Genomic DNA, 19,080 nt, shown 5'->3' with positions numbered 1-19,080 from the left:
CAGGTTTGCTGTATGAATAGTTTAATAGCAGAAGCTAACTGCTGGCATAGTAAAACAAAGTGCGTAAGTGGGTGACTCCCACAAAAAGCACCACAATCTCAAACCCGCTCAGGCGGGTTTTTTCTTATCTGATTTAAATATATTATTAAAATATCAAAGCTCTTGATAAGTAATCAAAAATCAGGCAACAGCTTTAAGATTTGTTTGGAATACTTTGTTGCAATGAGGGCAGATTAAAAGGGCACCTTTTTGTACTCTGGAAAAACTGTGTTCTGATTCTTGGGTGCAGTTTGGGCAGGAGCATTTAACGAGATAATTACGGCGTGATTTTGAGTCTTTACGTTCTGACATAGGCTTTTCCTGTGTAAATGGTCGTATACAATACACTAAATAACAAAACATATCGCGCATTATTATTTAATACATGGGTTTTAACCCTATTATTTTAAATTTCTGTTTTTTAGTGTTGTTGTGAACAATGTTTGCTGTAAAAACTAACCCGTAGACTCCGATCTTTTCAAACATACTGCACCATTCGCGCACATCGGGGTGAGGATATGAAATCCATTGATAATAACAACTGGCGTCGCCTGTGGCACATCGGCCTGTAATGCTGGTTTCTGGGCATTGCCGGAACTCCGTCACATTTCAAGATTAAAGAAGAGAGGCGTAAGACTGCGAGAGATGAATGATGCCGCCATCATTACGCAAGACTGTTGCGGTTGCTATTACTTCCAAAAATCGTTATTTCCCTCAGAGTGAGGAGCAGAAAAAGAGAATATGAGACAGGAATGCTCCTCTTATAACTGGACTTGGTGACTAAAATTTTGCAGGCCCTTTCCGGCAATCCGGCAGACTACGGGGGAAGGCGCGCGGGTTTTCTCTATTTATGAAAATTTTCCGGTTTAAGGCGTTTCGTTCTTCTTCACAGTAACTTAATGTTTTTATTTAAAACACCGCCTAAAAAGAAAGAAAACGACAGTTACTGAAAATGGGCTTTTTGGCCTCTGCCGCTTCCTTCTCTGTTTTTTCCGTGGAATGAACAATGGAAGTCAACAAAAAGCAGTCGGCTGACATTTTTGGTGCGAATGTCCGTACTATTCAGAACTTACACGTGCGCAGACCGACGCACAGGAGCTGAAAATACCAGAGACTCTGCTGAAGTGGTGGAAACCGCATTTTGTACTTTCACGGATTGCAGGTGAAATTGCCAGTATGCTCGACGGAATACCCCTGTGGTGCAGCAGCATTTTCTTGAGCTGGATAACCGGCATATTGATTTCCTGAAACGGGACATCATCAAAGCCATGAACAAAGCAACCGCACTGGATGAACTGATACGGGGCCGAGTGAATATATCGACCGCTGTCTGGAAGACTGTTATGTGCCAGAAGTAGATGTACTGAGCCTTCATCAACTTTGCGGCAGGCTTTATCTCCACGTGGGACATCACCTAAAAACAAAAATATGACGGCTTAATACTGAGAGAACACTAAATGTAGAAGTTATGTCTACTTAGTTCGGACCAGAGTGCTGTTTTTTTATTACGTCGTTGAGACCATCATACTTCCTCCAGTAAAGGAGATAAAAATGGAAAAATTATTTACCCCGTTTCAGGCCGGTGACACTAACTTGGCAAATCGCGTCGTTATGGCACCAATGACCCGCTCACGGGCAATTTCAGACGATACTCCAGATGAACTGACTGCAAAATATTATCAGCAGCGCGCATCTGCAGGGCTCATTATTACAGAAGGATCGCAAATCTCCGTCCAGGGACAGGGTTACCTTTTCACTCCCGGAATCTACAGCGATGCTCAGGTGCAGGGATGGGGAAAAGTTACAAAAGCGGTCCACGACGCTGGCGGAAAAATTTATATTCAACTTTGGCACGTCGGGCGAATTTCTCACACAAGTTTGCAGGCTAATGGACAGGCCCCCGTCAGTTCGGTGGCAGTTAAAGCCAATAATTCCACCTGCTACGCACGCGACGAAAACGGCAAACCCGGTCCGGTTCCGGTATCGGAACCCCGTGCGCTGTCGATCCCCGAGATTAAAGCCGTGGTGCAGGATTACGTTCAGGCCGCTAAAAATGCTATTCGGGCGGGCTTTGATGGTGTTGAGATCCACGCCGCCAATGGCTATCTGCTTGAGCAGTTTATTAATGGTGGGCTGAATACTCGCAAGGATGAGTACGGTGGCGCGGATACTGACAATCGCCTGCGCTTTGTTCTGGAAGTGACTGACGCAATCTCTACGGCCATCGGCTCAGGTAAAACGGGTATCCGCCTGGCTCCCTTCGGGCGTCTGTTTGACATGCGTCCTTTTGATGGCGAGGAAGAAACCTGGCTGATGCTTGCTGATAAACTCAGCGCCCGTTCTCTCTCGTATGTTCATCTGAGCGACCAGCAAACACTGGGAGAACAGGCCATCCCTGCCGGGTTTATTGAAAAATTTCGTGCAGCTTATTCCGGACCTTTGATTATTACCGGTGGCTTTGATAAGCAGCGTGCCGAAGCATATCTCCAGGAGGGGAAAGCTGACCTGATTGGTTTTGGTCGGCCTTACATTGCGAACCCGGATCTTGTGGAACGAATGGTTAATGACTGGCCGTTGAATGACGTTAACCGGGCAACGATGTACGGCGGAGATGAAAAAGGCTATACAGATTACCCCTTCTGGTCCGATAGCAGGGAATAATTAATCAAGCAGGCCGTCTTCCGCAGCCCTGACCAGGGTATCCACTACATAGCGGATTTTGGGCAGCAGTTGGCGGCTTTTTGGCCACAGCGCGCTGATAGGCATCTCCCCGCCGGAGTGTCCGGGCAGCACTTCCCGCAATTTACCCTCGTCGAGATATCTGCCCACCAACCAGAGGGGGAGTTGCGACAATCCCCCTCCCGCCAGGGTAGCAGCGAGCATCGCGTCACCATCGGCAAACTCATGGGTCGGCGGAGGGACAAAGCGGCTGATTTGACCATCCCCCTCTTTCAGCAACCACGAAACAGGCTGGTTACGGCGAAAGCCGACAACGCACTGATGGTGATTCAGGTCATCGATACTGACAGGCTCGCCGTGGTTGAACAGATAATCTGGAGAGGCGCAGATCACCAGCTTCTGGGTTGTCAGTCTTCTGGCAACCAGCCCACTGCTGTCTGACAGCTCACCAATGCGAACGACAAGATCGAGCCCCTCATCAATCAGGTTAACGAACCGCTCGCTGAACGTAACGGTCAACGCCAGTTCGGGGTAGCGTCGGGTGATATCAAGCAGGATAGGAAGGATGCGCTGTCGTCCGAAGGCTGCAGGTAAATCTACCCGCAGGCGCCCGGAGGGCTGGCAGGTATGTGACGTCAGTTCCGCCTCAGCCTGCTCCAGGATATCTATTGCGCTCTGGCAACTGGCAAGAAAACGCTCGCCATCAGGCGTCAGGCTCAACCGACGGGTGGAACGTTGAAAAAGCTTCAACCCGAGGCGGTCTTCCAGACGACTGACGCTTTTTCCTATGGCAGACTTTGTCAGCCCCAGCTTTTCCGCTGCTGCCGTAAAACTTCCTTGCTGGGCTGTGGCGACAAAAGCCGTAATTCCCCCCAGATGATCTGTTCTTCTCATAATTGTCCGTGAGAGGTATTAGCCCTGTATACATAGATTTATTTTACAATAAATTGAAAACGATTTGTAGAATCTATGTCTACTCAGAGACGAGTGAAAGCGTGTTTATCGCACGAAGAAAAACAGCCATAGTCACCTTCTCTATTACGCTTCATCTAAATTGCAAGACGATGCCGGATTTCGCCGGCCAGTTTTACAAAAACATGAATTAATACAGAGGAGAATATGATGTCATCTGCTAACGGTTTCAAACATGTGGGCTTTCTTACCCGTAAAAAAGGACAGAGCTTCGACGATTTTGTTAAATACTGGGATGAGGTACATACAGCGATAGCGCTCAGACTCCCCGGCTTAAGAGGTTATGTACTCAACCCCATCGATCGGGAAAAATATCCCGATTCCCCCGTCGACGGTTTCTCCGAACTGTGGTTCGACTCACTTGAAGACGCTATCGCGGCATTCAATTCTCCCGTCGGTAAAGAAGCCTATGACGACGTGTCCAATTTTGTTGAACATGCTGCCATTACCTACATCACTGAAATCAGAAAGCGCTAATGCCTTAACATGCCGGGAGCGGTAGAGGTACTGGATTTAATGCGGAGTTTTTAGGTAAATCTAAGATAAGGTGAAGAAATCTGCCATAAAGGCAGATTTCTTAAATTCATAATTAGAGATTTGCAACGTTATGATATACTTTTTGAACATCATCATCATCTTCAAGGGCATCAACAAGTCCCTCAAAGATTTCTAAATCTTCTGGTGAAAGCTCAACTTCTGATTGAGCAATCATTTCTAATTCTGTTGTTGAGAACTCAGTAATTCCGGCTGCTTTTAGCGCTGCAATTCCTTTGTGAAGGTCTGTAGGCTCAGTATAAATAACGATATTTCCTTCTTCTTCGGTCACATCGCGAACATCAACTTCAGCATCAAGCAAAATTTCAAAAATATGGTCAGGATCTGTTCCTTTAAATACAATCACTCCAGTATTGTCAAACATATAGCTGACAGAACCTGCCGCTCCGATATTTCCGCCTTTTTTGTTGAAAATTGTGCGAACATTAGCAATCGTGCGGTTAACATTTGAAGTTAACGTTTCGGCGATAATCATTGAACCATTGGGGCCAAAACCTTCATAACGTCCTTGTACGAACGTTTCATCTCCGCCACCTTTAGCTTTATCAATTGCTTTATCAATGACGTGTTTTGGAACTTGTGCCTGCTTCGCACGCTCAATAACGAATTTTAAAGATGTATTTAATTCAGGGTCTGGTTCACCTTGTTTAGCTGCAGCATAGATTTCTACACCGAATTTTGCATATATTTTAGACGTTGCACCGTCTTTAGCCGTTTTTTTAGCAACAATATTGGCCCATTTACGTCCCACTGGAATGATCTCCTCGAAATTTATTTACATTACCGACAAGTTGATAACTTGTGTTTTTTCATCGTATTATATTATATCATAACATGAAAAAATTCGTCTATGGGAATATAAAATATTCTATTTTCACGCAAGGATATTTAATTTTAACGATGTTAATTATTGTCGATGCGTTATTTTATGATTTCATTTTTCATTGTTAATAATTAAACCGCAACAATAATGTCGCGGTATGGTTGATTTTGACACCTGAATGCCTTATTAAGGAGGCGCGGTTTTAAATTGGCGGTAGCCCATATTTAGCTCGGGCGCGATTACATGCCTCATTAATTTCTCCATGCTCGCCAGACATGGCGAATTCTCTACATGTGGATGAGCGATTCTTGTATATTGTGCAGCAGGCGTTTTTTCCAGGCGTTCCAGCCAGGGCAACACAGCGTGGATTCTTCTGGTTAGTACCGCGCATACATCGGTGGTAAGGGGATATCTGCTCAGTCAGATGAGCCGGTATGGTGCCGCCTGCATCATCAGCTTCGGCCCAGTAAAAAGAGACGCGGAAAAATGCACAACAGGCACCACACGTCAGGCATGGATTCGGATTGCTCATAATTCACCAGTACTACTATTTAAATATCACAACGAAACCGCAGACACGTCATATGAAAGCACGTGCCTGCGGCAGGCTGGCGAACTTTCTATAGTGCGAGTATTGAATGATTACCAGCCGTTATCAATTTTACATATCTATTTAGATATGACCAGACAAGTTGAATGCAAACTGGAAGAGTTAATCTTTACAATTTGTAACGTGGTGGTTTGTGAAAAGTGAACGTCTTATGTAACCAGAGTCTGTATTATATTGTCCCTATAGTCCGACTTGCTAAATATAGCGATTAGTGATTTCTTTTTAATTCTAATTGGTTAGGTAAGTTCATCAGAAAAAGTTATTTTTCTTGTTTTAACGTGTAAGGCTTATATTACTGCTATCCGTGTTTCACATTCATTCTAGTGATTTTGCTGTATGTATTGGTGCTGATTTGGGATGTGGCTATTGAGCGACATGGTCTGGCATCTCCATCTTATGATCTGGAGCCGCCGCTATCGAAGAAAAGACGCGGGGGCACGTACTGGAAAATTAACACCCACCTTACCAGCGAGGCCCCATCGACGTTGTGCCAGTTCATCATATCCTTACTTATTGATAGCTTATGTATAAAAGTGAAGGGGACACAGAGAACTTTGCCTGACCAATATTCTTGTTCCGTTTTGTTGTCCAATGCTTTTTCTCTGCTTTAAGTTACGGCATAGAGGGCAAAATTTCATCAAGAGTATGGATATTTCTGGTTCTCTCTACCATGCTCTTTGTAGACGCCAGATTGAGCGAATGAACACAAAATAATGGCCCCGGGACACGCAAATGCGCAATACACTTATCCCCATCCTCGTTGCGGTGTGCTTGTTTCTTACTGGTGTGTCTATTTTGAATTTTCAGCTCTGGTATTCCGCAAAAGCAGAGAGCCTGGCGGGGGCGAGGTACGCCGCTAACAACATTAATCATATTCTTGAGGAAGCGTCACAGGCGACTCGAACGGCAATGAAAATTGCCGGGAAGAGGTGCGATCTGGATGAACAATACCAACTAGGTACAGAGGCTGCGCTGAAACCACATCTGCGGACGATCATCATTCTCAAACAAGGTGCAGTCTGGTGTACATCGCTACCAGGTAATCGGGTTCTGCTATCCCGTATTCCTGTTATATCTGACAACAATTTGCTATTGGCTCCGGCGATCGACACCGTAAATAGATTACCCATCCTCCTTTATCAGATTCAATTCTCTGATACGCGTATCCTGGTGACAATTAGTGACCAGCATATCCGCGGGGCGCTCAATGTGCCGTTGAAGGGGGTGAAATATACTTTGCGCGTGGGGAATAGCATTATTGGACCGTCAGGAGATGTGACAACTCTCAATGGCAGCCATCAATTTTCTGGACGGGTAAATTCCACAGAATATCATTTCAGTATTATCTATAACCAACCGCCACTATTTAATTTCACCAGACTTATCGATAAAGGCTTGGGTATTTTGATATTCAGCCTGTTAATCTCCTGTTCTGCTGCTTTTTTGCTTGATAAATATTTTAACAAGAGTGACACACCTGAAGAGATCCTGCGTAGAGCAATAAGCAATGGTGAAATTGTACCTTTTTACCAACCCGTGGTTAATGGCCGGGAAGGGACATTACGCGGCGTAGAAGTACTTGCCAGGTGGAAACATCCTCGCGGAGGATATATTTCACCCGCAGCATTTATTCCACTTGCTGAAAAATCAGGGTTGATAGTTCCGCTCACCCAAAGTCTGATGAACCAGGTCGCCACACAAATGAACGCGATCGCAAGTAAACTGCCGGAAGGTTTCCATGTAGGGATTAATTTTAGCGCCTCACATATTATTTCGCCTACGTTTGTTGAAGAGTGTCTGAAATACCGGGACAGCTTCACGCGCCATGATTTGAATCTCGTTCTTGAGGTTACTGAGCGTGAAGCTTTGCATGTTGATGAAAACCTTGTCCAGCGACTAAATATTCTGCATGAAAATGGCTTTGTCATTGCGCTGGATGATTTTGGTACGGGGTACTCGGGACTTTCTTATCTCCATGATCTGCACATCGATTATATTAAGATTGATCACAGTTTCGTTGGTCGGGTCAACGCAGATCCAGATTCCACCCGAATTCTGGACTGTGTGCTGGATCTGGCGCGCAAACTTTCTATCAGTATTGTTGCCGAAGGTGTCGAAACGAAGGAGCAACTCGATTACCTGAACAAAAATAATATCACGTTTCAGCAGGGGTATTATTTCTATAAACCGGTGACGTATATTGAGTTAGTCAAAATTATTCTCTCAAAACCGAGGGTGAAGGTGGTTGTTGAGTGAATAGGTACTAATTCACGTAGTATGATGATGTCTGGCTAAAAAATGATCAAAAAGACTCTGTGGTGGTGCAATTGTAGACAGATAATTAGCTCGTTGCGTCTTGTTACTATTGTTCATTATTTTGTTTGCTATAATTATCTGAAATTGTTTTCAGGATCGCCGTCAGTAGCATGAACAATAGTAATAGCCTGGATTATTTCACTTTGTATATCATCTTCTCCATCGCGTTTATGCTGATCACCATTCTGGTGATCCTGGTCGCCAAACCCAGCATCTGGCTGGGAGAAGTGCTGGTTACCATAAATTTAATCAATGCACTTGTTTGGTTGGTGATCAATTTACTTAACCGATTAAGAGAAAAGTTTGTAAGTCAAAGGGATCAACATTAATCTTTTTCATTATATTTTGATAATCTGGACTTATAGAATATTTGATCAGGCGTGTTTATAAGTCCAATCATTGAATAATTAATCGTTAAAACTGAAAAACTATCCGGGTTTAATTTGAGGAATTGCTTTAGCGGTGAGTAACGCGTATACGAATATGATTGCAGGGAAATGGTTTTTGTGAAGAATAAAAAACTAAATCAATAAAATCACCAAAATAAATAATCAGTGCTTCAGTATTGTCTGTAAGTCTGTTCACCCGCTAAAAATACACCGCGTCGAATCAATCGGCGCGGTGCTACATTATCGATTATTTTTTACCGATGGCACGCATGGTGTCATCAATTGCGGTAATTAACAGCATTTGCGGATCTTTGGCACAAACCTGATTCAGTTTTTCTACCACTTTGGCACTCAGTTCCGGTGATTGCTCAATCTTTAAATCACGGCTGGTAACGCTGGCGTTACCCATTACCGCAACGATATCTGCAACCTGTGCGCTGTCAGTTTTTGCCATTTCGTTGGCTTCTGCGCAGGTAATATAGGTTTCTGCTGGCAAACCATTCTTAATATTATAGTCCTGAGCCCAGGTCATTGGTGCGAAGACGAACAGCCCCGCCAGTAAAGCAAATTTTTTCATCATCATTCCTTATTTCATTTTACCCAGAATTGCACCACCCGTACCGCCAATTACGGCACCTTTAATTGCGCCTTCAAGACCATTGCCGGTCAGAACGCCAGTGACCGCGCCAACGGCGGCACCCACTTTTGCGCCTTTACGGGCATTTTTACCATCGTGGCCTTTTTCTGTTACTGCACCAACGCCAGCGCCCACAGCAGCACCTTTCAGTACGCCATTAACACCATTGCCAGTCAGTAAACCAACGCCTGCGCCTAACAGTGCACCTTTCGTGGTGCGATTCATATCCGCCATCGCTGGCGCGGAGCAGAGCAATGCTGAGATAAGCCCTAAGGCGAGTATTTTTTTCTTCAACTTAGATGTCCGGTATTTAGTAAGTTGCACACACAATAATTTCGTCTTCAATTAAGAACAGCTTAACTAAAGAACGCTCTCTATTATTCAGATAATTCAAAATGAGCGCGGTTTGTATAATAAGAATTATGGTTTTTGCTTGAATGGGAATAATCTTAAATAACAATTAACTCATTGATTTGAAATGTTTATTCAAGAAATGTCATCAAATGTTAACGTGGTATTGTAAAGGTAAGGTGATCTGAAATATCAATATTATTGTGTAATTTATATGTGAACAATATTTATCAGAAAACGTAATGTAAGTGATTATCTTCTGGCGGCAGTAATGTGAATCTGTTTGGCGGGGAAGGGGGTAGCCAGGCAGAGAAAACTTAAATCGGATGTAATCTGACAGATACCTGTATAAATCACCGGTAACTGTCAGATCAGGTCTGAGCTAATACGGCTTATTTCAGCTCTTCTGCTTCCGGCAAGGTCACGTTAAGCTCAAGGATGGAAATATCACCATCTTTTTGCTCAAGCTGAACAGTCACCATCTCGGGATCGATTTGTACGTATTTACAAATGACATCAAGAATATCTTTACGCAACTGCGGCAGATAGTGCGGTTCTGCATCGCTGCGCCGGCGTTCAGCAACAATAATTTGCAACCGTTCTTTTGCAATATTGGCCGTGTTTTTCTTCCGTGAGAGAAAGAAATCGAGTAATGCCATAACTTATCCTCCGAACAAGCGTTTGAGGAAACCTTTCTTCTCTTCTTCAATGAAGCGGAAAGGGCGTTCTTCTCCCAACAGACGTTCTACGGTATCAGCATAGGCTTTACCCGCATCGGCGTTGATATCGAGAATAACCGGTTCCCCCTGGTTAGAGGCGCGCAATACTGATTGATCCTCTGGGATCACGCCGACGAGCTTGATGCGCAGGATCTCCAGTACGTCTTCCATGCTCAACATGTCGCCTCTGTTAACGCGGCCTGGGTTATAGCGCGTTAATAGCAGGTGCTCTTTAATCGGTTCTTCACCGTTTTCTGCTCGACGGGATTTCGACGCCAGAATACCTAAAATACGGTCAGAGTCACGAACTGATGAGACTTCCGGGTTCGTGGTTATAATAGCTTCATCTGCGAAATAGAGCGCCATTAATGCACCGGTTTCAATACCCGCCGGTGAGTCACAAACAATAAACTCAAAATCCATTGCTTTTAGGTCATCAAGAACTTTGGCGACCCCTTCGCGGGTGAGTGCGTCTTTATCGCGAGTTTGTGATGCCGGAAGAATATAGAGGTTTTCAGTACGCTTATCTTTAATTAAAGCCTGATTTAGCGTTGCATCGCCCTGAATGACGTTGACGAAATCGTAAACGACTCGGCGCTCGCAACCCATAATCAGGTCGAGATTACGCAAGCCGATATCAAAATCGATCACGACAGTTTTCTTTCCCTTCTGGGCCAAACCAGTGGCGATGGCCGCGCTGGAGGTTGTCTTTCCAACGCCCCCTTTCCCCGAAGTAACAACAATAATGCGTGCCATAAAAATTCCTTGTTAAAAAGGGATCAATTTAACGATTGAACGGTCAAAGCGTTTTCGACTAATTGCAGCCGTGCCGCTTTGCCATAAAATTCTGCTGGGATTTTATCACTCAGCCAGTATTCACCTGCGATAGAGACCAGTTCTGCCATCAGGCTCGTACAAAATATTTGTGCTTCCCGATCACCACTTGCCCCCGCCAGCGCACGACCGCGCATCATGCCATAGACATGAATGTTACCATCTGCGATCAATTCTGCCCCTGCGCTAACATGGCTTGTAACAATCAGATCACATTGTGGCGCATAAATGCGCTGACCGGAACGCACTGGGGTATCTATTAAGCGCGTTTTTGTGTCCGGCGTTGTATTTTTCGCAGGAGCCTGGGGGGCAGGAGCTGGACGCGGCGCTTTTTCCTTTCCTTCAGTCAGGATTGGCAACCCCATTTTTTCGATTTCAGCTTTCAGTTTCGCATTTTTGCAGCCACTGACACCAATGATCCGCAAGCCCGTTGCCGAGATAGCTTTATGCATTGCAGACCAGTTGACCTGTTCTTCGAGGCCACTGACATTGAGTACGATGGGGGCATGCTTTAAAAATGCGGGAGCCTGAGCGATTTTGTCTTCCAGCGCCTGATGAATAACCTTAGGTTCTGCCTCATGCAGATGAACCACAGATAAGGTGAAGCTGCTACCTTTAAGCTCGATTGGCGTGTTTGACATCCTGGCCTTACTCAATTAGCTAATTACCATCATCATCAGCGTGCGATGATATTACGAAGACTATAAGGCATGTTATAGTCTGGATTATATTGAGGCAAGTCACCCCCCCATTTATTCAGAGTAAAATTATGTTTTGTGTGATCTATCGAAGTAGCAAACGTGACCAGACCTATTTATATGTTGAAAAAAAAGACGACTTTTCGCGTGTTCCAGAGGAGCTGATGAAAGGTTTTGGTCAACCTCAACTTGCGATGATTCTTCCATTGGACGGGAGAAAGAAACTGGTAAATGCCGATATTGAGAAAGTTAAACAGGCATTAGCTGAGCATGGCTATTATCTTCAATTGCCACCACCTCCCGAGGATTTGCTGAAGCAACATCTTTCTGTGATGGCGAAAAATACAGACAGCACTAAAAAATAACCGATATCCGGCGGTGGCACCATATTTGTCGGAGCGGGTTTTAAGAACCACGATGAAGTGAGAGGAACGTTATGTATCAACATCACAACTGGCAAGGTGCGCTGCTGGATTATCCGGTGAGTAAAGTGGTCTGTGTTGGCAGTAATTATGCCAAACATATTAAAGAGATGGGGAGTGAAGTGCCTGAAGAGCCAGTGTTGTTCATTAAACCCGAAACGGCACTGTGCGATCTGCGCCAGCCATTGGCCATCCCCTCTGATTTCGGTGCGGTTCATCATGAGGTTGAACTGGCGGTGTTGATCGGCGCGACGCTACGCCAGGCCACGGAAGAGCATGTACGCAAAGCCATTGCCGGTTATGGTGTGGCGCTCGATCTGACATTACGTGATGTTCAGGGAAAGATGAAGAAAGCCGGGCAGCCATGGGAAAAAGCTAAAGGGTTTGATAACTCTTGCCCACTGTCCGGGTTTATTCCCGCTGCAGAGTTCACTGGCGATCCACAAAATACGTCGCTAGGCTTAAGTGTAAATGGTGTCGTTCGTCAACAGGGTACAACGGCAGATATGATCCATAAAATCGTTCCGTTGATTGCTTATATGAGCAAGTTTTTTACCCTCAAGCCTGGTGACGTTGTACTAACAGGCACGCCTGATGGTGTTGGACCACTACACAGCGGTGATGAACTGATCATCACTTTCGGTAGTCATTCGTTGACAACTCGCGTTTTGTAATACTTTTTGCCGCCTGAAAGAGGCGGCAATACTTGCAACGCTGTGCCAGACTGGTTATAAGGTGCGTTTTAACGTAATGGCGGAACACCTGATGAGCGATATACCTTTCTGGCAAAGTAAAACCCTGGATGAAATGAGCGATGCAGAATGGGAGTCGTTGTGTGATGGTTGTGGTCAGTGCTGTCTGCATAAACTGATGGATGAAGATACTGACGAAATCTACTTCACTAACGTCGCTTGCCGTCAGCTTAATATTAAAACCTGTCAATGTCGTAACTACGAACGCCGCTTCGAGTTTGAACCTGACTGCATTAAATTAACCCGTGAGAATCTGCCAACATTCGAATGGCTACCGATGACCTGTGCTTATCGGTTGCTGGCGGAAGGGAAGGCATTGCCTGGGTGGCACCCACTGATTACCGGTTCGAAAGCGGCAATGCATGGTGAGCGAATCTCCGTACGTCATATCGCGGTGAAAGAATCAGAAGTGATCGACTGGCAGGATCATATACTCAATAAACCTGATTGGGCACAGTGAGCAACTGAAACCGAAGGGATTACTTGTTTTGTGCATGGGGCATTGTTGGTGCATCAGAACTGAAATTAGCATCCAGAATTGCCAGTGGATTGCCATTATTGTCTGACACCCATCTGAGCAGAAATCTGCCCCATTTGTGCAGCAATGACCTGCGCTTAGTGCTCTACAAGCAAATGTGCGCCTTGATTTGTACACGTTACAAACACATAGCTGCTCTTTTTAGAATGTTGTTTCAGTTAGCACCAAATGAGCCAGGTGCATGCCGTTTACCACCTTTGTTATTTCTTGCCATCAAGTGAGGAACGAAGATGAACCTCAATATAAGGTTATTTACCTATTCTGGTAAAAGCCATCTGAATTATCAGCACATTAATAACGGCCTGCCTAAGATTGATCATCCGTATACCGCTTTCTGTTTCTGATGATGTGAAATGATCTTTAATCGCAAGATTGCATTTGATGGTAATTATCCATTTTTTGTATAAATATTTCCCTGCTAATACATATATTTCGCCGTGCCACACTACTGTATTTATTACCAGTTTCCAGAGATTATGTATCTGCCTGTACGGGCATTTTCCAGAGAGACGATAATATCCCTCACAAGTGAGAGGGGTTTGATCTGATTTCGCTTTTTTGAGAGGGAGAATAGCTGTAAAAGGAGATTTGCTAATATAGCCGTTTAATTCGTCGAACCCGAACACGGGTCTCATTCAGAACATATACAGATTTATGTTCTCACTGTTCGATCGTTCTTAACGGTATGTTTTTTTGATTATGTCCGCAATGTGGTGGCCTGGTTGATGAAACTGGCACTGTATAGTGCCAGTCGCAACTTAGCTGGTCTGCTTTTTCATCATACTGAGAATGAACAACAGCGCTGCACACAACACCACCGAGGGGCCTGCTGGCGTATCGTAAAACGCGGAAAATGTTAAACCGCCCGTTACAGCAACCATTCCTACTACAACAGCGACACCAGCCATCTGTTCCGGCGTGCGGGCAAAACGGCGCGCAGTAGCCGCAGGAATAATCAACAGCGAGGTAATAATCAACGCGCCAACAAATTTCATTGCTACGCCAATCGTCAATGCGGTCACCAGCATCAACAACAATTTCACACGCTGTAATTTCACACCATCAACAAACGCCAGATCCGGGCTAATCGTCATCGACAGTAAATTGCGCCATTGCCAGAACAGAATCGCCACCACGATAACCACGCCAATCGCAATAGCGATAAGATCTTCCGGTGTTACTGCCAGCAAATCACCGAACAGGTATGCCATCAAGTCAACGCGAATGTTAGACATCAGGCTGACGACGACCAGACCCAGCGACAATGCACTGTGCGCCATAATTCCCAATAACGTATCGATCGCAAGTTGTGGGCGCTTCTCCAGCCATACCAGGCCGCCCGCCAGCAGCAGCGTAACCGCAATCACCGCATAGAAAGGATTCACATCCAGTAACAAACCAAACGCGACTCCCAGTAAAGACGCATGAGCCAGCGTGTCACCGAAATAAGACATACGACGCCAGACAACAAACGAACCCAGCGGACCTGCAGCACAGGCCAGCATGATCCCGGCTAACCAACCGGGAAATAATAATTCAATCATGAGCGATCATTTCCCCGACGCAGAATAATTCGCCCCTGTAAATCGTGGCGGTGATTATGATGATGGCGATAGATACCTAGCTGTTCAGCACCCCGAGGTCCGAACATCGAAATAAATTCCGGATGCAGGGAAACGACTTCCGGTGTGCCGGAACAACAGATGTGATGATTCAGACAAAGTACTTCATCGGTTTTGGCCATCACCAGATGCAGATCGTGAGACACCATTAAAACGCCGCAATCCAGTTCGCGGCGCAGTTGGTCAATAAGGTCGTACAGCGCAACCTGACCATTCACATCCACGCCCTGAGTAGGTTCATCCAGCACTAATAATTGCGGTTGATTTAACAACGCGCGTGCCAACAATACACGCTGCGTTTCACCACCAGAGAGCTTTTGCATTGGCGCGTCAATCAGATGCCCGGCCTGAACGCGTTTCAGTGCAGGCAGAATGTCTTCTTTATGTGTACTGGGGCGTAAGCGTAAGAAACGGTTTACAGTTAGTGGCAACGTGGTGTCGAGATACAGCTTCTGCGGCACATATCCGATGCGCAGTTTTCCGTGGCGCTTGATAACACCTTCATCAGGTGTTACCAGTCCGAGCACAACCCGCACTAGCGTCGACTTACCGGCACCGTTCGGCCCAAGTAAGGTCAAAATTTTTCCAGGTTTAAGTTCCAGCGACACATCAGAGAGGACGCGGCGTTGGCCAAAAGAGACCGAAACATTTTCCAGGGAAACCAGACTTGTCATGTTAATTTTAGTCTTGCAGTAGTCATGAAATGTTATAATATCACACTTCTCATATTCATTACGATGATTGGTCGCATTATGTTACATAAAAAAACGCTTCTTTTCGCAGCATTATCCGCTGCTCTCTGGGGGGGCGCAACACAGGCCGCAAATGCCGCCGTTGTTGCTTCGCTTAAACCTGTCGGATTCATCGCTTCCGCCATTGCTGATGGGGTAACAGAGACCGAGGTATTACTTCCGGATGGTGCTTCTGAACACGATTATTCACTGCGTCCATCGGATGTAAAACGCTTACAGAACGCGGACTTAGTCGTTTGGGTTGGCCCGGAGATGGAAGCGTTTATGCAAAAGCCGGTGAGCAAATTACCAGAGAAGAAACAGGTAACGATTGCGCAGCTTGAGAATGTAAAACCGCTGCTGATGAAAAGTATTCACGACGATGATGATGATCATAACCACGCGGAAAAAAGTGACGAAGATCACCATCACGGCGATTTCAACATGCATCTTTGGCTTTCCCCAGAGATAGCGCGGGCTACAGCGGTTGCAATCCATGGAAAATTAGTGGAACTTATGCCGCAAAGTCGAGCCAAACTTGACGCCAACCTGAAGGATTTTGAGGCACAATTAGTTGCAACCGATAAACAGGTTGGTAATGAGCTCGCGCCGCTCAAGGGAAAAGGTTATTTCGTTTTTCATGATGCTTATGGCTACTTCGAAAAACAATTCGGACTGACACCGCTTGGTCATTTTACCGTTAACCCAGAGATTCAACCGGGCGCGCAGCGTTTACATCAAATAAGAACACAGTTGGTTGAGCAAAAAGCAACCTGCGTTTTTGCTGAGCCACAGTTCAGGCCAGCGGTCGTTGAAAGCGTCGCACGAGGGACATCCGTTCGTATGGGAACGTTGGATCCCCTTGGGACGAATATCAAACTGGGTAAAACAAGTTATTCAGAGTTTCTGAATCAATTAGCCAACCAGTATGCGAGCTGCCTGAAAGGAGATTAATGAGGAAGTGATTACGTGCAACAGATAGCCCGCTCTGTCGCCCTGGCGTTTAATAATTTACCGCGACCACACCGCGTTATGCTGGGGTCGCTCACCGTTCTTACCCTGGCCGTCGCTGTCTGGCGGCCCTATGTTTACCACCGCGACGCCACGCCAATTGTCAAAACAATTGAGCTGGAACAGAACGAAATCCGTTCACTCTTACCTGAAGCCAGTGAACCGATTGATCAAACCGCACAAGAAGATGAAGCCATTCCGCAGGACGAACTGGACGACAAAACCGCTGGTGAAGCGGGTGTGCATGAATATGTCGTTTCCACAGGCGATACGCTAAGTAGCATCCTCAATCAATATGGTATTGAGATGGGTGATATCACCCAACTGGCTGCTGCGGATAAAGATCTGCGTAACCTGAAAATTGGTCAACAACTCTCCTGGACATTAACCGCAGAGGGCGATTTACAGCGTCTGACCTGGGAAGTTTCTCGCCGCGAAACCCGTACCTATGATCGCACTGCTGCTAATGGTTTTAAAATGACCAGCGAAATGCAGCAAGGGGAGTGGGTTAATAATCTACTGAAAGGCACTGTTGGGTCGAGCTTTGTTGCCAGCGCCAGAAATGCTGGTTTGACCAGCGCTGAAGTGAGCGCAGTGATCAAAGCGCTACAGTGGCAGATGGACTTTCGGAAGGTGAAAAAAGGCGATGAATTTGCTGTATTAATGTCGCGTGAAATGCTTGATGGCAAACGTGAGCAAAGCCAGTTGCTGGGCGTGCGTTTGCGTTCTGAAGGCAAAGATTATTACGCAATCCGCGCTGAAGATGGCAAGTTCTATGACCGTAACGGTACTGGCCTGGCGAAAGGTTTCTTGCGATTCCCGACGGCGAAACAGTTCCGCATCTCGTCTAACTTTAACCCGCGTCGTCTGAACCCGGTAACTGGTCGTGTTGCACCACACAGAGGTGTTGATTTCGCGATGCCACAGGGTACACCGGTGCTTTCGGTGGGTGACGGTGAAGTGGTGGTAGCCAAACGCAGTGGCGCTGCAGGTTATTATGTTGCGATCCGTCATGGTCGTAGCTATACCACGCGTTATATGCACTTGCGTAAGATTCTGGTGAAACCGGGGCAGAAGGTGAAACGTGGCGATCGTATCGCGCTATCCGGTAACACCGGGCGTTCAACCGGACCACACCTGCACTATGAAGTATGGATCAACCAGCAGGCCGTAAACCCGCTGACGGCGAAACTGCCGCGTACCGAAGGGCTGACAGGTTCCGATCGTCGCGAGTTCCTGGCGCAGGCCAAAGAGATTGTGCCGCAGCTACTGTTTGATTAATTAACATCCATTCGCAGCCGGTACGCAGTCAGTACCGGCTTTTTTATTTGGTGCGGGGCAAATTGCGCCGCTACACTATCAGCAGATTGATTTTTGCCTTATCCGAAACTGGAAAAGCATGGAAACGAAAAAAAATAATAGTGAATACATTCCTGAGTTTGATAAATCCTTTCGCCATCCGCGCTACTGGGGAGCCTGGTTGGGCGTGGCGGCGATGGCCGGTATTGCTTTAACACCTCCGAAATTCCGCGATCCCATTCTGGCGCGACTCGGGCGTTTTGCCGGACGACTGGGAAAAAGCTCGCGCCGTCGTGCGTTGATCAACCTGTCCCTCTGTTTTCCGGAACGTAGCGAAGCCGAACGCGAAGCGATTGTTGATGAGATGTTTGCCACAGCGCCCCAGGCGATGGCGATGATGGCGGAACTGGCGATACGTGGGCCGGAGAAAATTCAGCCGCGCGTCGACTGGCAGGGGCTGGAGATCATCGAAGAGATGCGGCGTAACAACGAGAAAGTGATCTTTCTGGTGCCGCACGGCTGGGCAGTGGATATCCCCGCCATGCTGATGGCCTCGCAAGGACAGAAAATGGCGGCAATGTTCCATAATCAGGGCAATCCAGTTTTTGATTATGTCTGGAACACCGTGCGTCGTCGTTTTGGCGGACGTCTTCACGCGAGAAATGATGGCATTAAACCGTTCATCCAGTCGGTTCGTCAGGGCTACTGGGGCTATTATTTGCCCGATCAGGATCATGGCCCGGAGCACAGCGAATTTGTTGATTTCTTTGCAACCTATAAAGCGACGCTGCCCGCGATTGGTCGTTTGATGAAAGTGTGTCGTGCGCGCGTCGTACCGCTGTTTCCGATTTATGATGGCAAGACGCACCGTTTGACGATTCAGGTGCGCCCGCCGATGGACGACTTGTCAGAAGCGGATGATCATACGATTGCGCGGCGGATGAATGAAGAAGTCGAGATTTTTGTTGGTCCGCGACCAGAACAATACACCTGGATTTTAAAATTGCTCAAGACCCGGAAGCCTGGTGAAATCCAGCCGTATAAACGTAAAGATCTTTATCCCATCAAATAAAAAAAGCCTCT

22 protein-coding genes and 2 pseudogenes are annotated in these 19,080 nt (G+C 46.3%); 12 read left to right on the top strand and 12 right to left on the bottom strand.

Annotated features, from left to right (window positions below; genetic code table 11):
* Positions 1 to 180 precede the first annotated feature (180 nt).
* Positions 181 to 351: a putative zinc-binding protein YnfU gene (gene ynfU / locus A9587_RS24955; RefSeq protein ID WP_001405948.1), complete on the bottom strand. Its 171-nt coding sequence runs from the start codon at positions 349 to 351 to the stop codon at positions 181 to 183.
* A 786-nt stretch (positions 352 to 1,137) separates the two neighbouring features.
* On the opposite strand from ynfU, the pseudogene A9587_RS03615 reads away from it, so the two are divergent.
* Together A9587_RS03615 and A9587_RS03610 are read left to right on the top strand one after the other, a co-directional pair.
* Positions 1,138 to 1,397: pseudogene (locus A9587_RS03615) on the top strand (terminase small subunit).
* A gap of 193 nt (positions 1,398 to 1,590) precedes the next feature.
* Complete coding sequence (locus tag A9587_RS03610; RefSeq protein ID WP_105263228.1) at positions 1,591 to 2,700, top strand: alkene reductase; 1,110 nt, start codon at positions 1,591 to 1,593, stop codon at positions 2,698 to 2,700.
* Here A9587_RS03610 and A9587_RS03605 read toward each other — a convergent pair whose 3' ends face one another.
* The gene (locus tag A9587_RS03605) at positions 2,701 to 3,612 is read right to left on the bottom strand and encodes a LysR family transcriptional regulator (protein WP_105263227.1); all 912 of its coding nucleotides are present in this window, start codon (positions 3,610 to 3,612) and stop codon (positions 2,701 to 2,703) included.
* 228 nt (positions 3,613 to 3,840) lie between these two features.
* On the opposite strand from A9587_RS03605, the gene A9587_RS03600 reads away from it, so the two are divergent.
* Entirely contained in the window at positions 3,841 to 4,167 is a 327-nt protein-coding gene (locus tag A9587_RS03600) for an EthD family reductase (RefSeq protein WP_000092982.1), read from the top strand.
* Between the two features lie 112 nt (positions 4,168 to 4,279).
* Here A9587_RS03600 and A9587_RS03595 read toward each other — a convergent pair whose 3' ends face one another.
* A complete protein-coding gene (locus tag A9587_RS03595) occupies positions 4,280 to 4,996 on the bottom strand; it encodes a YebC/PmpR family DNA-binding transcriptional regulator (RefSeq protein ID WP_000532916.1) in 717 nt (238 codons plus the stop codon).
* Between the two features lie 274 nt (positions 4,997 to 5,270).
* Positions 5,271 to 5,600 (bottom strand): YkgJ family cysteine cluster protein, encoded by a 330-nt coding sequence (locus A9587_RS03590; RefSeq protein ID WP_032240664.1) that lies wholly within the window; start codon positions 5,598 to 5,600, stop codon positions 5,271 to 5,273.
* Between the two features lie 52 nt (positions 5,601 to 5,652).
* Between A9587_RS03590 and A9587_RS25620 the strand changes: the two are divergent.
* The 3 genes and pseudogenes from A9587_RS25620 to ymgF form a co-directional block, all read left to right on the top strand.
* Positions 5,653 to 5,738: pseudogene (locus A9587_RS25620) on the top strand (capsid protein); the annotation flags it as partial.
* A gap of 672 nt (positions 5,739 to 6,410) precedes the next feature.
* Complete coding sequence (locus tag A9587_RS03580; protein WP_105263226.1) at positions 6,411 to 7,934, top strand: EAL domain-containing protein; 1,524 nt, start codon at positions 6,411 to 6,413, stop codon at positions 7,932 to 7,934.
* Positions 7,935 to 8,104: 170 nt separating this feature from the next.
* Complete coding sequence (gene ymgF, locus A9587_RS03575) at positions 8,105 to 8,323, top strand: cell division-associated protein YmgF (protein WP_001065870.1); 219 nt, start codon at positions 8,105 to 8,107, stop codon at positions 8,321 to 8,323.
* A gap of 307 nt (positions 8,324 to 8,630) precedes the next feature.
* On the opposite strand, the gene A9587_RS03570 is transcribed toward ymgF, so the two are convergent.
* The 6 genes from A9587_RS03570 to minC form a co-directional block, all read right to left on the bottom strand.
* A complete protein-coding gene (locus A9587_RS03570) occupies positions 8,631 to 8,966 on the bottom strand; it encodes a YmgD family protein (RefSeq protein WP_000979974.1) in 336 nt (111 codons plus the stop codon).
* Between the two features lie 3 nt (positions 8,967 to 8,969).
* A complete protein-coding gene (locus A9587_RS03565; protein ID WP_000726984.1) occupies positions 8,970 to 9,314 on the bottom strand; it encodes a YMGG-like glycine zipper-containing protein in 345 nt (114 codons plus the stop codon).
* A 16-nt stretch (positions 9,315 to 9,330) separates the two neighbouring features.
* On the bottom strand, positions 9,331 to 9,480 hold the full coding sequence (locus A9587_RS25615) for a hypothetical protein (protein ID WP_372340132.1): 150 nt from the start codon (positions 9,478 to 9,480) through the stop codon (positions 9,331 to 9,333).
* Positions 9,481 to 9,763: 283 nt separating this feature from the next.
* The gene (minE, locus tag A9587_RS03560; RefSeq protein WP_001185664.1) at positions 9,764 to 10,030 is read right to left on the bottom strand and encodes a cell division topological specificity factor MinE; all 267 of its coding nucleotides are present in this window, start codon (positions 10,028 to 10,030) and stop codon (positions 9,764 to 9,766) included.
* 3 nt (positions 10,031 to 10,033) lie between these two features.
* The gene (gene minD / locus A9587_RS03555) at positions 10,034 to 10,846 is read right to left on the bottom strand and encodes a septum site-determining protein MinD (RefSeq protein WP_000101053.1); all 813 of its coding nucleotides are present in this window, start codon (positions 10,844 to 10,846) and stop codon (positions 10,034 to 10,036) included.
* Positions 10,847 to 10,869: 23 nt separating this feature from the next.
* Positions 10,870 to 11,565 (bottom strand): septum site-determining protein MinC, encoded by a 696-nt coding sequence (gene minC, locus A9587_RS03550; protein ID WP_001516251.1) that lies wholly within the window; start codon positions 11,563 to 11,565, stop codon positions 10,870 to 10,872.
* Positions 11,566 to 11,693: 128 nt separating this feature from the next.
* Between minC and A9587_RS03545 the strand changes: the two genes are divergently transcribed.
* From A9587_RS03545 to A9587_RS03535, 3 genes are all read left to right on the top strand, one after another.
* Positions 11,694 to 11,987, top strand: a complete 294-nt coding sequence (locus A9587_RS03545) for a YcgL domain-containing protein (RefSeq protein WP_001516252.1) — start codon at positions 11,694 to 11,696, stop codon at positions 11,985 to 11,987.
* Positions 11,988 to 12,058: 71 nt separating this feature from the next.
* Complete coding sequence (locus A9587_RS03540) at positions 12,059 to 12,718, top strand: fumarylacetoacetate hydrolase family protein (RefSeq protein WP_000284291.1); 660 nt, start codon at positions 12,059 to 12,061, stop codon at positions 12,716 to 12,718.
* A 91-nt stretch (positions 12,719 to 12,809) separates the two neighbouring features.
* Positions 12,810 to 13,256, top strand: a complete 447-nt coding sequence (locus A9587_RS03535) for a YcgN family cysteine cluster protein (RefSeq protein ID WP_001516253.1) — start codon at positions 12,810 to 12,812, stop codon at positions 13,254 to 13,256.
* Between the two features lie 836 nt (positions 13,257 to 14,092).
* Here A9587_RS03535 and znuB read toward each other — a convergent pair.
* Together znuB and znuC are read right to left on the bottom strand one after the other, a co-directional pair.
* The gene (znuB, locus tag A9587_RS03530; protein ID WP_000571466.1) at positions 14,093 to 14,878 is read right to left on the bottom strand and encodes a zinc ABC transporter permease subunit ZnuB; all 786 of its coding nucleotides are present in this window, start codon (positions 14,876 to 14,878) and stop codon (positions 14,093 to 14,095) included.
* The gene (gene znuC / locus A9587_RS03525; RefSeq protein WP_001516255.1) at positions 14,875 to 15,630 is read right to left on the bottom strand and encodes a zinc ABC transporter ATP-binding protein ZnuC; all 756 of its coding nucleotides are present in this window, start codon (positions 15,628 to 15,630) and stop codon (positions 14,875 to 14,877) included. The genes znuB and znuC overlap by 4 nt, the downstream gene beginning before the upstream one ends.
* A gap of 78 nt (positions 15,631 to 15,708) precedes the next feature.
* Between znuC and znuA the strand changes: the two genes are divergently transcribed.
* The 3 genes from znuA to lpxM all read left to right on the top strand — a co-directional run bounded on the left by znuA (position 15,709) and on the right by lpxM (position 19,069).
* Complete coding sequence (znuA, locus tag A9587_RS03520) at positions 15,709 to 16,641, top strand: zinc ABC transporter substrate-binding protein ZnuA (RefSeq protein WP_024191867.1); 933 nt, start codon at positions 15,709 to 15,711, stop codon at positions 16,639 to 16,641.
* 15 nt (positions 16,642 to 16,656) lie between these two features.
* Entirely contained in the window at positions 16,657 to 17,979 is a 1,323-nt protein-coding gene (mepM, locus tag A9587_RS03515; RefSeq protein WP_001184055.1) for a murein DD-endopeptidase MepM, read from the top strand.
* A 118-nt stretch (positions 17,980 to 18,097) separates the two neighbouring features.
* Positions 18,098 to 19,069, top strand: a complete 972-nt coding sequence (gene lpxM / locus A9587_RS03510) for a lauroyl-Kdo(2)-lipid IV(A) myristoyltransferase (protein ID WP_001516257.1) — start codon at positions 18,098 to 18,100, stop codon at positions 19,067 to 19,069.
* Positions 19,070 to 19,080 lie beyond the last annotated feature (11 nt).

The organism is Escherichia sp. MOD1-EC6162 (assembly GCF_002965125.1).
GTDB classification, from domain to species: Bacteria; Pseudomonadota; Gammaproteobacteria; order Enterobacterales; family Enterobacteriaceae; genus Escherichia; species Escherichia marmotae.
The sequence above is the reverse complement of the archived record's forward strand: the minus strand, read 5'-3'. Positions and strand labels throughout refer to the sequence as shown.

What these genes read in the sequence shown, in the direction of transcription:
- ynfU (WP_001405948.1), bottom strand. Translation starts at nt 351, where the DNA reads ATGTCAGAACGTAAAGACTCAAAATCACGCCGTAATTATCTCGTTAAA.
- A9587_RS03610 (WP_105263228.1), top strand. Translation starts at nt 1,591, where the DNA reads ATGGAAAAATTATTTACCCCGTTTCAGGCCGGTGACACTAACTTGGCA.
- A9587_RS03605 (WP_105263227.1), bottom strand. Translation starts at nt 3,612, where the DNA reads ATGAGAAGAACAGATCATCTGGGGGGAATTACGGCTTTTGTCGCCACA.
- A9587_RS03600 (WP_000092982.1), top strand. Translation starts at nt 3,841, where the DNA reads ATGTCATCTGCTAACGGTTTCAAACATGTGGGCTTTCTTACCCGTAAA.
- A9587_RS03590 (WP_032240664.1), bottom strand. Translation starts at nt 5,600, where the DNA reads ATGAGCAATCCGAATCCATGCCTGACGTGTGGTGCCTGTTGTGCATTT.
- A9587_RS03580 (WP_105263226.1), top strand. Translation starts at nt 6,411, where the DNA reads ATGCGCAATACACTTATCCCCATCCTCGTTGCGGTGTGCTTGTTTCTT.
- ymgF (WP_001065870.1), top strand. Translation starts at nt 8,105, where the DNA reads ATGAACAATAGTAATAGCCTGGATTATTTCACTTTGTATATCATCTTC.
- A9587_RS03570 (WP_000979974.1), bottom strand. Translation starts at nt 8,966, where the DNA reads ATGATGATGAAAAAATTTGCTTTACTGGCGGGGCTGTTCGTCTTCGCA.
- minE (WP_001185664.1), bottom strand. Translation starts at nt 10,030, where the DNA reads ATGGCATTACTCGATTTCTTTCTCTCACGGAAGAAAAACACGGCCAAT.
- minD (WP_000101053.1), bottom strand. Translation starts at nt 10,846, where the DNA reads ATGGCACGCATTATTGTTGTTACTTCGGGGAAAGGGGGCGTTGGAAAG.
- minC (WP_001516251.1), bottom strand. Translation starts at nt 11,565, where the DNA reads ATGTCAAACACGCCAATCGAGCTTAAAGGTAGCAGCTTCACCTTATCT.
- A9587_RS03545 (WP_001516252.1), top strand. Translation starts at nt 11,694, where the DNA reads ATGTTTTGTGTGATCTATCGAAGTAGCAAACGTGACCAGACCTATTTA.
- A9587_RS03540 (WP_000284291.1), top strand. Translation starts at nt 12,059, where the DNA reads ATGTATCAACATCACAACTGGCAAGGTGCGCTGCTGGATTATCCGGTG.
- A9587_RS03535 (WP_001516253.1), top strand. Translation starts at nt 12,810, where the DNA reads ATGAGCGATATACCTTTCTGGCAAAGTAAAACCCTGGATGAAATGAGC.
- znuB (WP_000571466.1), bottom strand. Translation starts at nt 14,878, where the DNA reads ATGATTGAATTATTATTTCCCGGTTGGTTAGCCGGGATCATGCTGGCC.
- znuC (WP_001516255.1), bottom strand. Translation starts at nt 15,630, where the DNA reads ATGACAAGTCTGGTTTCCCTGGAAAATGTTTCGGTCTCTTTTGGCCAA.
- znuA (WP_024191867.1), top strand. Translation starts at nt 15,709, where the DNA reads ATGTTACATAAAAAAACGCTTCTTTTCGCAGCATTATCCGCTGCTCTC.
- lpxM (WP_001516257.1), top strand. Translation starts at nt 18,098, where the DNA reads ATGGAAACGAAAAAAAATAATAGTGAATACATTCCTGAGTTTGATAAA.